The sequence below is a fragment of the Levilactobacillus tongjiangensis genome (assembly GCF_003946345.1).
Lineage (GTDB): Bacteria > Bacillota > Bacilli > Lactobacillales > Lactobacillaceae > Levilactobacillus > Levilactobacillus tongjiangensis.
In genome coordinates, this window is record NZ_RHNY01000002.1 from 133,896 (window position 1) to 147,059 (window position 13,164).

10 protein-coding genes and 2 tRNA genes are annotated in these 13,164 nt (G+C 46.0%); 2 read left to right on the plus strand and 10 right to left on the minus strand.

The features are described from left to right. The first annotated feature begins 97 nt into the window (after nucleotides 1-97). Entirely contained in the window at nucleotides 98-1,864 is a 1,767-nt protein-coding gene (locus tag EKM75_RS01650; protein WP_125691497.1) for a SpaA isopeptide-forming pilin-related protein, read from the plus strand. Nucleotides 1,865-2,068: 204 nt separating this feature from the next. On the opposite strand, the gene EKM75_RS01655 is transcribed toward EKM75_RS01650, so the two are convergent. Beyond that, a tRNA-Glu gene (locus tag EKM75_RS01655) sits at nucleotides 2,069-2,142 on the minus strand. A 310-nt stretch (nucleotides 2,143-2,452) separates the two neighbouring features. On the opposite strand from EKM75_RS01655, the gene EKM75_RS01660 reads away from it, so the two are divergent. Beyond that, nucleotides 2,453-2,710: a hypothetical protein gene (locus tag EKM75_RS01660; RefSeq protein ID WP_125691499.1), complete on the plus strand. Its 258-nt coding sequence runs from the start codon at nucleotides 2,453-2,455 to the stop codon at nucleotides 2,708-2,710. A gap of 224 nt (nucleotides 2,711-2,934) precedes the next feature. Here EKM75_RS01660 and EKM75_RS01665 read toward each other — a convergent pair whose 3' ends face one another. The 9 genes from EKM75_RS01665 to EKM75_RS01700 all read right to left on the minus strand — a co-directional run bounded on the left by EKM75_RS01665 (nucleotide 2,935) and on the right by EKM75_RS01700 (nucleotide 13,130). Then, nucleotides 2,935-3,513: a hypothetical protein gene (locus tag EKM75_RS01665; RefSeq protein WP_125691502.1), complete on the minus strand. Its 579-nt coding sequence runs from the start codon at nucleotides 3,511-3,513 to the stop codon at nucleotides 2,935-2,937. Between the two features lie 52 nt (nucleotides 3,514-3,565). After that, nucleotides 3,566-4,276, minus strand: a complete 711-nt coding sequence (locus EKM75_RS01670; RefSeq protein WP_125691504.1) for a hypothetical protein — start codon at nucleotides 4,274-4,276, stop codon at nucleotides 3,566-3,568. 46 nt (nucleotides 4,277-4,322) lie between these two features. After that, a complete protein-coding gene (locus EKM75_RS01675) occupies nucleotides 4,323-4,856 on the minus strand; it encodes a hypothetical protein (protein ID WP_125691506.1) in 534 nt (177 codons plus the stop codon). A 299-nt stretch (nucleotides 4,857-5,155) separates the two neighbouring features. Then, nucleotides 5,156-5,228: transfer RNA gene (locus tag EKM75_RS01680), tRNA-Gln, on the minus strand. A gap of 197 nt (nucleotides 5,229-5,425) precedes the next feature. Then, complete coding sequence (locus tag EKM75_RS12840; protein WP_225426626.1) at nucleotides 5,426-5,941, minus strand: YfhO family protein; 516 nt, start codon at nucleotides 5,939-5,941, stop codon at nucleotides 5,426-5,428. A 48-nt stretch (nucleotides 5,942-5,989) separates the two neighbouring features. After that, nucleotides 5,990-8,446: a YfhO family protein gene (locus EKM75_RS01685; protein WP_225426623.1), complete on the minus strand. Its 2,457-nt coding sequence runs from the start codon at nucleotides 8,444-8,446 to the stop codon at nucleotides 5,990-5,992. Nucleotides 8,447-8,736: 290 nt separating this feature from the next. Next, the gene (locus EKM75_RS01690; protein WP_125691508.1) at nucleotides 8,737-10,083 is read right to left on the minus strand and encodes a glucose-6-phosphate isomerase; all 1,347 of its coding nucleotides are present in this window, start codon (nucleotides 10,081-10,083) and stop codon (nucleotides 8,737-8,739) included. 836 nt (nucleotides 10,084-10,919) lie between these two features. Then, nucleotides 10,920-11,786 carry a GRP family sugar transporter gene (locus EKM75_RS01695; protein ID WP_125691510.1) on the minus strand — a complete coding sequence of 289 codons (867 nt, stop codon included), beginning with the start codon at nucleotides 11,784-11,786 and terminating at the stop codon, nucleotides 10,920-10,922. A 195-nt stretch (nucleotides 11,787-11,981) separates the two neighbouring features. Beyond that, entirely contained in the window at nucleotides 11,982-13,130 is a 1,149-nt protein-coding gene (locus tag EKM75_RS01700; RefSeq protein ID WP_125691512.1) for a class I SAM-dependent methyltransferase, read from the minus strand. Nucleotides 13,131-13,164 lie beyond the last annotated feature (34 nt).

Sequence of the window (13,164 nt, forward strand, 5' to 3'; positions counted from 1 at the left end):
CATCTTAGACAAAGTATTTCTGACACAAGCAGTTGTTCCGATTGATGTTTGGTCAATCTGTAGGCTGCGAGCACTGGTAGATTGGAGGAGGATTACGATGCGGAAAAAGAAAACCAAGATTATTATTGGCATTTTACTAGCTGTTTTTGTTTTCTTGATCGGCGGTATCGGTATGACTTCAGTCACTGCTCAAGCCAAGAATATCCAAGTCGCCGGTTTAGGTGAAAATGATGCGGTTATCACGGATACCAATGGTAAAGTCATTCCTAACGGTAGTGATCTCAGTAAGTGGGACACCTATCAGGTTGACTACAAATGGGGTATTCCCGACGGCGTAGCCATTCAGGCCGGCGACACGGCAACTGTTACTTTTCCTCACTCAGCTGTCGGTCGGCGAGACGTTTCGTTCCCACTGTATGATGACAGTGGCCGGGAAATTGGGACATTTTCGATTAAGGAAGGTGAAAACACGGGGACTATCACCTTTAACGACACCCTATCCAGTACGTCAACTAACCGTAGCGGCGACTTACATTTCTACGTCAAGGGAACCGAAGAGAATGCCAACATCGGCCTTGACTGGGGTATCAACAAGATTGGCTGGGTAGCTGAACGTAACTCAGATGGCTCCCCTGCATTACTCACCTGGAACATTGCGTTCAACCCCAACAGCACGAACTTAGGTCAAGCCGTTATCACTGATAACCTCGGACCCGGGCAAAGTTACGTCCCCGGTAGTGTCCACGCCCAAACTGGAAAATTCGATGACACTGGTAGCTTTGTTAGTGACGGTGGTTCCATAACGCCTAACGTTGAAGCTGGCAATAGTACCGTCATTTTCACTTTTGAGAATGTCACCACAGCGGTGAACATGACCTATCACACGAAGCCGGACGTCTCCGGAACTGGTGGCGCTTGGAAAAACAGCGTCTCACTTAATGGCCAAACCGTTAACTCTCAAATCGTTTGGGGCGGCGGTGGCACGGGTAACGGCGACAATGGCGGTGGTACCGAAGAGGAAGATTCTGGCTTAGTCAAACTGACGAAGACCGATAAAGCCACTGGCAAAGCGTTAGCCGGTGCCGTCTACGAACTCCAAGATGCAACTGGCAAAGTTATCAAGGCCGATTTGACCACTAATGCTGACGGAACGATTACCTACGGCGGATTAGCCGCAGGCAAGTATCAATTCGTTGAAACCAAGGCACCCGAAGGCTATGAGTTGGATAAAACGCCAATTCCATTTGAAATTGAAGCTGGTTCATCCGCTGAAGTCAGTGTAACTGCTGAAGATACGAAGACGCCTGATACCACCGGACCCGAAAATCCTGGCACAACGACGCCACCAACTAATCCAGAGAATCCCGGGACGACAACGCCACCAACGACGCCAACTAACCCAGAAAAACCTGGTACCACAACACCTCCTACGACGACGCCAACCAATCCAGAGAATCCCGGCACGACGACGCCTTCCGTCAAGCCACCAAAGCCAACGAAACCGGTCAAGCCTACTAAGCCAGTTAAACCGGTGAAGCCTGTCAAGCCAAACAAACCTGCGAAGCCAAATAAGCCAATCACCTACCCAGGCAGTGGTCAAGCGAGTGGCAACGTGACAACCGGTGGGGCCGGTAGCAACATTTCCGGTGGGACTGGTTCTGAATCCACTGGTTACGGAGCTGGTAGCGGTAGTGGCACCTCAACCGCCGGTAGTGGCTCATCAACTGACAGTGGCAATTACGTCGGATCCACCCTGCCACAAACAGGCGAACACAAGACCAGTAGCTTCCTGCTAACACTTGCTGGATTTGCTCTGTTAATTACGACTAGTGGCCTCTGGATTCATCAGAAGCGGCATGAATAAAAAATCCTCACGACTAATATGATCTTAGTTGGTCACTGATTAGATTATAAGACTGCCTCAAGCTAATCTTGGGGCAGTCTTTATTGTGGTCCGGACAAGCAAATGGTCTAGTCCAGCTGATTTTCCAACTTTTTCGCTGTTCGAATTTTTGCACAACAAAAAAAGTCCACAAACGTTGTTTTATCAACGTTTGTGGACCACTTATCACCCGCACGGGGCTCGAACCCGTAACTCCGCCTTGAGAGGGCGACGTCTTAAACCAGTTTGACCAGCGGGCAATGTCATTTACTAGCAATATCTAATTTACGCTATTCGCTAAAAAAAGTCAATCCTTCTCTGCATGAAATTACATTAAAGTGAGACTTCATGCAGTCGTTTAGATTTTAGGCCTGACTCAGCTATTACATTACCAGTTTAGTCGGTAACACCCACTCAGTCCAGATGCTACTGGTTCGTTCCCAGTATACCCAACTGCATTACTGGTCCAGCAGTCCCAAAAGTCCAACGTCGAACGGTTCTCTTTACGCCAAGTCGTCACACTTGCGTTATCGAACATTTGTTCGTATAATGCTATTTGAGGTGATGATCATGGACCAACGCGCATTCAATGGAAAATTACTAGCAGACCCCAAAGTACTCAAACTTAGCCCCCTGCTCATCTTCGCTAAAATTGCCGATGAGACTGGTGGCATACACAACTGTCTAATTCATCAACATGGGCTAAACTTTCTCTACCAAGCGACTGTCGGGGCGCACGTCGCACTTTATGGTCACACGAACCAGCGCAAACAATTTATCGTGACCCACTTTACTGTAGTGGCCAGTTCGGCTTCGGTGGCCTCCTAACATTAATTGTTCAACTAAAAACACGTCTGAAGACTCGCCCCAAATGGACGAAGCTTCAGACGTGTTTTCTTTGGACAAAACCATGCTTGCTAAATCAACAGCTATTGAGAACATCGATTGGTTTTAATCAATTCCAATCACATCCCCGTTAGCCATTAATTCATCGGTTCATCCTTAGTATTGCCTCTCCCTGACGGCAGAAGAGGCAATAGTTAGTGAATATCTTATTTTTTGGGACCGTAAAGGGTCTCATAGTTGTACCCCTTAGGGTTGGTTATTTTAGCCAAGTGCTTGCTGGTGTAATAGTAAGGCGTGTCCACGGGCAGTGACCGCAGATTCTTAGCATGCAGTACTTTAACCTTTTTACCATTCACTTTAGCAGTGACAACCTTGTAGCTAGTTTGCATGAACCTATGCGTCATAGCCGACTTAGAGTCTCTCCAGTAGCCTACCTCGGTTGACTTACCAACCTTGTTGGCAAATATCCAGCTGTCCTTTCCCGTCTGGAGTTTCTTAGCTGGATCATATTGATGCAAGACATATTTATAAGTGCTGGCTTTAGTGTTTCCCCAGCCATTCCAAGTGTCCTTCAATTTAGTTGCTGAAATGGTTAGCTTACTATATCTGAACTTACCTTTATCATTTTTTTCGTAGTGATACCAGGTACGCCGTAAGGACTTGGGAAGAGTCTTCAAAGACTTCTTAGCCTTAGCATCTGCCGTAACCCCTGGCGTAGCTACAATAACTGCAGCTCCCATGGTTGTAGCAACCATCACTGCACTCACAATTTTCAATAATTTCATAATTTTTCTCCTCTTAACTATCGATATTCTTAAACTCAAAAACTATCAAGTTTTAACTCAAATCCTCTACCGCTGTGCTTAAAGCCTGAGAAAAGGTTTTCATACTTGAGCTAACAGCATCAACGTTATCAGTGTATGGTTCCTGCTGGTCTAATTTCTTAGCCATTGCATCCAAGCTCGACCGTTGGGCACCAGAAAATCGGTTTTTAAAGACACCATAAATATCCAGTAAAGCGTCTTTATCCTTTTTGACAACGTTAACATTGCCAAAATCGCCACTGTATTCGGCCCAGGTATACATAATTGATGTAGCCATGTCACCATAACTGCGTTCAGTAGGGATAGATTTATCACCACTGTTGACTGGCATCAAAGCATTTAGGTAAGCCGTATATGTTTCCTTTAACCGCTTCTGCTTATTGAACGGTGCCTTACCAGAACGCAAATACTTCTTGTAGATCCAACCAGACTTCTTTCCAGCCTTAATGTAGGCCAGGGTCCCCTTCTTACCATGATTCTTGATCACAGCCTTCTTGGTGGCCGTCCAGGTCGTGTAACGGTACTTACTCATCTTGTACTTGCGATGAGTTAACTTGGCACTACTATAAATATTGCCAGTACTTCCATGGTAGGTCTTGCTAGCAACATTTTTGCTTGAAAGCACCTTGACCTTACTCTTGGCGCTCGCCGGTGTCGTCAAACTCGGTACAACTAACACCACACTCAGGACTGCTAACAATCCCGTCTTCATCAACTTGTTCATGCCACACACACTTTCTAGAACAATTCGTTCTCACTTTAATTTTGTGTTACTTGTAAGCCTTGACCTTAAATTGCTTATTAGCGGATAACACAGTAAAAGACTTGTGACCCTTAATTTTTTCAGTATAGCCTGCCCGTAACTTAAGCTTCTTGGCCTTGGTCTTCACCACCTGACTAAAAGTTAACTTCTTCGTTAATTTAGCCAATTTGGTGGTGTTACCCATACTAATCTGAACGTTCTTTGCAGGTGTGAAAACACTGGTCCTAATGTTGGTGACCTTTAGCTTCCCACTGACCTTCACCGATTTACCAGACTTAGTGCGCTTGGCCTTCACGTTTGTGACCTGGTAGGCCCAGCGATTTTCCTTGGCGTTAACCGTTTTATCGACGATAAGTCCCAGTTTAACTGCCTGTTCTGCAGTATATTCTTTACCGTTATACGTCACGGTCTGCTTACCACTGTCATCTGTAATCGTAACTTTCAAAGACTTGGCTTGTGCCGTGGTAGACGCCGTAATCAAACCACCGCCTACGCTCAGCACAACCAGCAAACTAGTGAGTCCGCTTTTCATCAATCCCATATGTAGTTCCTCCTTCAAGTAGCAACCGGTCGCCTTGATTGCCTTTATCCCTGTCGTAGTGTTAACTCACTAGACACTAGTAATCATACATGATGGGTATGTCACATTATGTCGTTTGGCCTGGTTTGTCGAATAAAAATATAAATTTTTTCAACTATAACCAGCAATTTCAAGGACATCGACTTGGTATGCCGACCGCAGCCGACAATCACCAACAACGAGCTAAAATTCTCTGCACGAAAAAAGCCGCCAAGCCGACCTCTGTGAGGCCAATCTGACGACTAATATGAACCTTATGATTGGGTATACTGGACTCGAACCAGTAAATTACGGATTCAGAGTCCGCCGCCTTACCAATTTGGCTAATACCCAATAAGCCTGTTTCCAATGTCGAAACAACTATTTAATAGTAACCTGTTCAGCGTTTGGTGTCAATAAATTTTAAGAATTTTTCGGTCAGATTGTATGAATTATCAGAAAATGTAAATTTATACAACGTGACGATTGCCCATCTCCGACGCAAAAAAGGAAACCACCAAATCAGCAGTTTCCTCTAAAATATATTTAACTTATCTTCTCTGGCGCCAAACACTCACGACACCCGTAGCGACGACCACTAACACACCCAACAGGGTGGCCAATTCGCCAGCTTTCAGGCCCGGTGTTTGATACGTCAACCGAATGCGGTGGTTACCAGCTGACAGCTGTGCACCAACAAAGCCGACATTGACCTTCTTAGTTGCTTGCTGCTTGCCATCGACCGTCAGATGCCACCCCTTAGAATAAGGAATGGACGTAGTCAAGACACTTGGCTGGGCTGACTGAGATGTCCCCGTGACACTATTTTGCTTAACGGAGAGTCCTTGTAAGCCATGTTTCTTTAAGTTCTGCATCCGTTGGTCATACTGCTTACCAAATGGCACAGCGACCAATTTAACGGACTTAAACTTCAAGCTCTTCACACCCTTGAAAGCCAGCTGAATATTCCGGCAGTCCTTGTGTGAATAACCCAAGTTCAGCACGACCCGTTGCTTGTTCTGATAGTCGGATAAATTACTCCGACCGAGTTGGCTGAACGTGTTGATATTTTCTGGCGTTGTCGCAGTCGCCGTATAGGCACCGTCACTCTGTTGTCAGATGGCACTCCGTAGCTTATTGATCCGCGAAATACCGGTATAAGCGTTGTTCTTAAAGATACTATTGCTCCGGTCACCATTGTATTTGTCGGCGACACTAAAGTTCTCCGCCTTAATACCGTCAATCTCCAGGTACAACTCGGTATTCCGCGTCTGCTTGGGATCATTGACCTTCAAATTGTAGGTAATGGGCTCATTCTGATTATCAGAAGTCATTTCCTTCAACCCATGTGCGTTAACCTGTTGGTTCCGCTTAAACGTCCGGGCGTTTTGCTCGGTCAGCTTCGTCACCCGTTGCACATCATTATCAATGTTCACCGAACGATCACGGTTATTTTTCCGCAGTGATGGCTGGAATGATTTCATTTCCAGCTCAGCCTCGGTCTTGTTCCCGTACTTCCGGTAGTCGACCACCTTGCTCAGACTATCCAAGACTGACCGATCATCAGCCAAAGCTTGGTAACCGATTTTCCGAGTTTGACTGTGATACGTCTTGGTCTGAACACGTTTTGCACCGCCTTCAACCAAGGCCCCCGTCGTCAAAGCCTGTTCACGGTCTGGACCGCTGAGCTGGTTAAACTGACGCTGACTGAGTTGCTGCTTTTGCAGATAAACCAATGGCAAAGCGTTCTTTGATTTAAGCACAGTTGTCGGATAATTATTCCCCAAGTCATGGACAGATTGATCCCGGTAGGTCACGTCCTGCCCGTTTTTACGTTTGGCTGGCGTGTACCCGTACGGAAAGGCCTGCATCCCCAACTGATTCGTCCGCGCAAAGACATATTTAACGCCCAAGAGGTTGTTCATCGTCGTCCGACTATCTGCCTGATTAATGGGTTTGTTCATCTTGAATTGGGCGTTATCCATGGACTGACTAAAGTCCCCCACGGAGCCGTTTTCAATTGAAAAGTAGGTCATAATATCGTGCGTACCTAAGTTAATCCCCATGTTCGTCTTAGCTTCATTGGCATAGTAATAGAACTTACTCGTGGCAGAACGGTGAAAGCCCTTCTGCTTGTTCGTGTATTTTTGAGCACCATCGTAATAGTTCTTTTGGTACTTCGTTGCAATGCCTTGTGGCACCAGCTGAGCACTGGCACCACCAGAGTTAGGACTGAAATAACCGTAGCCGTTCGTAATGATGTTTAAACTCAAGAGGCCTAACAAGGTCCAAATTGTTCGTGACTGAGACCACTGGAAGAAATGACTACTCAAAATGGCGCCCAGCGTGAGCAACAATAAACCGTACATCACGAAATCATGTGGATGGTTACTGTAGATAAACCCGTTAGCGGCCCAAACAACGGCCAACAATCCCAGAGTACTGACGATCATCACCGTGAAATCGTTTCGGGTCAGATTTCCCAATTCATCCATAAAAGTCATGACTGCAAGACTAAATGCCAAGCACCCCAGCAATAACCAACGCTGTGAGGGTGTCGTCATTCCGTTCATAACGGCGGCAATTGCTGGCACCAGTGAGCCAACCACTAGCAATAAAAGACTAATGTTGAGCCACAGATAACGTTTAAAGTGGCGCAGCACAAAGACCAAACTTAAGAAGGTCAGGCCGGCTAACCCCAAGTTCACCCAGAAACGCATGGGATTCCCCGTCGTCACTAACATATTGGGTAAGCGTAAGTAATAGTTAAATGGGTATAGAAAATAACCGTTGGCAAAAGAAGACGTTGCCCGCGTCGAGCTAGTCACCCCTAGGAGCGATGGCAATAACAGTGTCCCAGATAGTAGGAACCCCGTTGCCCCAGCACCAACCAAACGACCAATTAATGGCCAAACTTTAAAATGAGTCGTTTCACGTAGCTTAAAGTAACGTAGCACTGCGTACACAAAACTACCGATGGCCAATATGTAGGCAAAATAAAAGTTACTGATTAACGCAAGTCCCGTGAAAAAGGCCAGCGGTAACCACGATTTCTGACGATAGACGTGATCAATACCGTAAGCCAAAAGTGGGAACAGAATCATTGGTAGCAGGAAGAATGGGTGCCGAATACTAACGTACAAAGAATACCCCGTAAACGTATACGTTAACGTTCCCAACAACCGACTACTAGGCTTGAATGACCGTTGGCGAGCAAACAACATAAATGCCAGCCCACTCACGTACAACCGCAATAAAATCAATAAGTTGTAGCCCAATTCAATACTGTGTTTGGGAAATAAACCGATTAAATAACTAAATGGGTCACCTAACACATAGTACGAAAAAGTGGTCAACTTGTCGGCCCCTAACCCTAAATCCCAAGACCAACCAGTCAGACTGCCTTGATGGAGCCACGTATAAAACTTTTCTAAAATTGGATAGTGTTGGGCAAGCCCATCACCTTCCCAAATAAAGGACTTTCCTGTCAGCAGAAAAATGCCGTACAGGAAAATCGCCAACACCACAAAAATAACGGTGTAGTCCAAATAGCTCCGCTTTGACGCCTTCACGTTAAAATCTCCCCTTACTTCAAATCTAAAGCCCAATTTGTTAGCCCCTACCCCGGAGCCCAATCTACCTAACTATAGTCTGTCTAGTCATACGTCACAAGGGTTCTGACCAATTAACACCAAAACTTTAATCCTTGTCACGCCCCTGTTACCTAAAAATAACATTAGAAATTTATTCTAACATAATTAACCCGTAACAGCTGAAACTTTTTCAACCGGTTGTCTTGTAAATTTTCCATCAAAAAAGGGTCGAGACAACTGCGTCCCGAACCCTTCCAAATAAAGTCAATTTAAAGTCGTGCGTTTAATTCCTTACCCAACTTTTCAAAGCCTGGCTTGCCCAGCAAAGCGAACATGTTCGTCTTGTAAGCTTCCACTCCTGGTTGATTGAATGGGTTGATACCATTCAAGTAGCCAGAGATACCAACAGCCACTTCGAAGAAGTAGATCAGGTAACCCAGTGTGTATGGCGTTTGGTCTGGAATATGAACACCCATGTTTGGTACGCCACCATCAGTATGTGCCAGAACAACCCCTTCATAGGCCTTCTTGTTCACAAAGCTCATTGGCTTCCCTTGCAAGTACTTCAAACCATCCAAATCATCGTCGGCACTTGGTACATCGACGTCGTTTTGTGGTTGGTCTACGGTAATCACCGTTTCCATCAAGTTCCGGCGACCCTCTTGGATGTATTGACCCAAGGAGTGTAAGTCGGTACTGAAGTTTGCGGATGATGGGTAGATACCCTTTTGGTCTTTCCCTTCGGATTCACCCATCAATTGCTTCCACCATTCTGCGAAGTATTGCAGACGTGGTTCGTAGTTTTCAAGCAATTCAGTGGTGTACCCCTTCCGGTATAAGATATTCCGTAAGGCTGCGTATTGGTAAGCTTCATTCTTAGTCAAATCAGGGTTGGTGTATGCATCTTGTGCATCAGCGGCCCCCTTCATCAAGTCATCAATGTTGGTACCAGATGCAGCGATTGGCAACAAGCCAACGGCGGTCAGAACGGAGTAACGACCACCAACGCCGTCAGGAATAACAAAGGTTTCATAACCGGCAGCGTCTGCTTCAGTCTTCAAAGCGCCGCGTTTTTTGTCAGTTGTGGCGTAGATACGGGACTTGGCCCCATCTTCACCATATTTTTTAATTAATTTATCCTTGAAGATCCGGAATGCAATTGAAGGTTCAGTCGTTGTCCCGGACTTTGAGATTACGTTAACGGAGAAGTCACGATCACCAATCAAGTTGATCAGGTCGTGCACGTAGTCAGGGCTGATGGAGTTACCAGCGAAGAACACTTGTGGACCTTGACGCTTCTCAGCAGGTAAGTAGTTAAAGAATGTGTCGTGTAAGAAATCGACAGCCATCTTGGCACCTAAGTAGGAGCCCCCAATACCAATAACCACTAAGACTTCAGAATCAGATTGAATTTTCTTTGCAGCAGCTTTAATGCGGGCAAATTCTTCTTTATCGTATTCTTTTGGCAATGCCAACCAATCACGGAAATCACTCCCCGCACCGGTTCCCTGACGTAACTCAGCGTCAGCGGCGTTGACCAGCGCCTGCATTTCCCCTAGTTCATTGTCATGAATAAACGGATCAAGTTTGGAACGATCAAAGGCGATATGTGCCATATTCAGATAACCTCACTTTTATTGATTTGACTGCCTTATTATACCGCAAACTTAGCCAGTCGTAAATGGTCTAGTCCAAAATTAACTGAAAGTTTTTTAGGCGCTTTCAAATCACTTAAAGTGGGATTGTGCTGCTGTCATCAGCAAGCCAGGAGCCGACACATTTAGTCTTTACTAAAATCTTACTTACTAAAGGTTGAAAGTTCAAAAACTGTTACCAAGTCAAGAATAGCAAGGCGTTACAGACTTAAACTTAGTCTCAGCCGGCCACCTGCGGCTGTCAGAGATTCCGCCTGCTGTGGGGAACACCTACGGCCTGAAAGGCGGTCCTTCGGCTCGGTTTGAAGCCTGGAAAACCACCAGTCTTCAAACACGTCCCACGCTGTAAGCCGAAAATCGGCTAACACCGTCGTCACAGCTGGCTCCATCTCTGACCACCTCCAGTTAAACGGGTTCTTGGAAACTAAGCTAGTTTAAATGCCTGAGTAACAGCACTTACGCAATATTATTGGTGTTCCACTAGGCAGCCGAGAGTGAGCCAAATTTGGACTCAGCCGTGGGATTTTCAAGTGATTTTCTTGAAAATGGCGACTTGAAGACGGGTTTTGCGGCTTCAAGCGAGGGGCAAGACCGCTTTTTGGCTTGTCCCGTCCTCCCCACCGCGTTCCGGTCCAAATTTGGCGAACGGTAAGGCGGCAATTTTCCACTAAATCTGACTAAACCCTAATATCCAATCCTTGTTATATCAAACATAGAAGGTGTTTCAGTACCTTCAACCTTTACTTATAAAAAAAGGCCCGGACCATCGTCCAGACCCACCTTTATTAAGAATCAAATTAGTGTTTCATCAAGCCCAGGGTCACCCCACCAACAACCACTAATAGTGAGCCGATGGTGATATAAACCATTTCACGACTAGTCTTCTTTTCACCCAGTAACCAGATACTCCCAAACGTAGAGATAACGATCCCACATTGTGCTAAGGAGTAGCTAATTGCCAAGCCGACTGTTGGAATGGACATGAACATGAAGAAGTTCCCAATGCCCCAGACCAACCCAGTCATGACGTTCTTAGCAGTAGCCTTATGCCAAACCTTCTGCCGGGAGAACATCACGAAAATCAAGGCTCCCAGAATCATCCCTAAGGACTGTGGGAATAGGACCGTCTTAGAATCCAGACCTGAAGCAGTTACGATAACCGTGTAGAGCACATAACCAATTGTTGAAATCGCAATGGCGAGGCTTCCTTTACCAGCTTCAACTGGTTGACTGGCGCCGGCCGTTGCCCGCTTATCACGCAACGACGTCATCGCTGCCCCAACAATCAAGACAATCACGGCAATAGTTCCCATGGTGACCATCTTAGTAGTCTTCCATTCATGGAACAACAGCACCCCAGCCAACGCGGTCCCAACTAACTGAAGACCAGTTGAAATTGGCACGGTTCGTGAGATACCGATAAACTTCATCGATTGAAATTGTTCAAACTGACCAACTGACCAGCAGAGTCCTGATGCAACCCCAACCAGCATGGACATTCCTGTAATTGGTTTATGAAAATAAACCAATGCAAACAGTCCGAATAATACGGCTCCAGCGGTCATTCCCAACGTTTGTTGGTAGGAAGTTCCACCCAAACGTCCACTAATTAAACCAATGCTCCCCCAACAAACTGTGGGGATTAAAGCTAATAATATACCCATCTTGCAAGCCTCAACTCTCTCGTTTCATTCTGTAGACTATTTTCTGTAAGCGCTTTTTGATTTGCAATAGTCAGTGTAATAGTTTCCGATTTAAAAGTAAACAAATTTTATTCAAAAAAAGGCCGAACGGCAAGTGGTCTATCTTACCATTCGGTCTTCATATTGATAGTTTTCATGAATTTTCATGAATTTTCATTAATCAACTAATAACAATAAACCCTTAATCGATTCACTATGACGGTCCGCAACGTTGGTCAAAAAATCATCCGGTGAAATAAATTCTTTGGAAACACTTACATGACCGGTATAATTTTGAATCGCATCGTTAATCGTTAACTTCAGTCGCTTCATAGAATACGTTGGTGCGGTCGTCGTCACTAGGACGTTCGTCCCACTCTGCGCAAGCTGCAACGCCTGTTCTACCAATGACTGAAGATCTTGTTCCAAGGTGAACGCCCGCTTCTTGCCCCGAATAAAGGCCGGCGGATTAATCACAATGGTATCAAAGGTCAACTCATGCTTAATCGCATAGTCAAGATAATTTTCAACGTCCATCGTCCGCATCTCAACCGCTGCTTGGTCCAAGTTGTTCGCTGCCAACTGCGCCTGAACAGTCGTCGTTGCCCGGTTCGTTGGATCAACGGTAACGGCTTCAACGGCTCCACCTAGCATCGCAGCTGAGACAGCCCCCGTTTCAGCACTGAACAGGTTCAAGATTCGCTTCTGTTGACTGGTTTGCTTGAGCCAATCACGAACGTCACGGAATTCCAAGGCCAACTGTTGCCGCGTTGACTTCAGATCAACGGGGAAGGACATGTCATTCTCCATCACATTCATGGGTTGATCAACGGGCTTGCCACTGATAATTTGCGTCTTATCTTGGCCAGGAGCAGCGGCTAAAACCACATGCTCCTTCCCCATTGCACGTTCAAATCCGGCGTAGATCAGTCGTGATTGCTGCTTCAAAGCGTTGTTTTGCCAACGGAAGACATATTGCCCGTTGAAAACATCGATGACCAAGCCACCCAAGTTATCACCGGTCCCATTGAAGAAGCGGTACGCTGCGGTGTTCGCAAATGCCGCCCGCTTGGCAGCGGCCGCCCTAAACTTACTAGCAAAGAAACGTTCGTCGATCGGTTCATTTTCCCGTAAGCTCAGGACGTACCCAATACCTCGGTGTTGTTTAGCGAAGTAAGCCATCGCAACGAAATGTTCGTGGTTTTCCAATTGGACCCACGCGCCATCTTCAAAGTCGCGACGATTTTCTAAATCAGTGATAGATACGATGGGATAGCCGTCCTCAAACTTGCGGACGGACTTCCCAGTAATTTGTACTCGTTTCAAAAGTTTCCTCCTTAATGGTCTCCTCATTGTAACA

Coding starts and splice junctions, on each gene's coding strand:
- EKM75_RS01675 (WP_125691506.1), bottom strand. CDS start 4,856: ATGGGATTGATGAAAAGCGGACTCACTAGTTTGCTGGTTGTGCTGAGC.
- EKM75_RS01695 (WP_125691510.1), bottom strand. CDS start 11,786: ATGGGTATATTATTAGCTTTAATCCCCACAGTTTGTTGGGGGAGCATT.
- EKM75_RS01665 (WP_125691502.1), bottom strand. CDS start 3,513: ATGAAATTATTGAAAATTGTGAGTGCAGTGATGGTTGCTACAACCATG.
- EKM75_RS01660 (WP_125691499.1), top strand. CDS start 2,453: ATGGACCAACGCGCATTCAATGGAAAATTACTAGCAGACCCCAAAGTA.
- EKM75_RS01690 (WP_125691508.1), bottom strand. CDS start 10,083: ATGGCACATATCGCCTTTGATCGTTCCAAACTTGATCCGTTTATTCAT.
- EKM75_RS01670 (WP_125691504.1), bottom strand. CDS start 4,276: ATGAACAAGTTGATGAAGACGGGATTGTTAGCAGTCCTGAGTGTGGTG.
- EKM75_RS01650 (WP_125691497.1), top strand. CDS start 98: ATGCGGAAAAAGAAAACCAAGATTATTATTGGCATTTTACTAGCTGTT.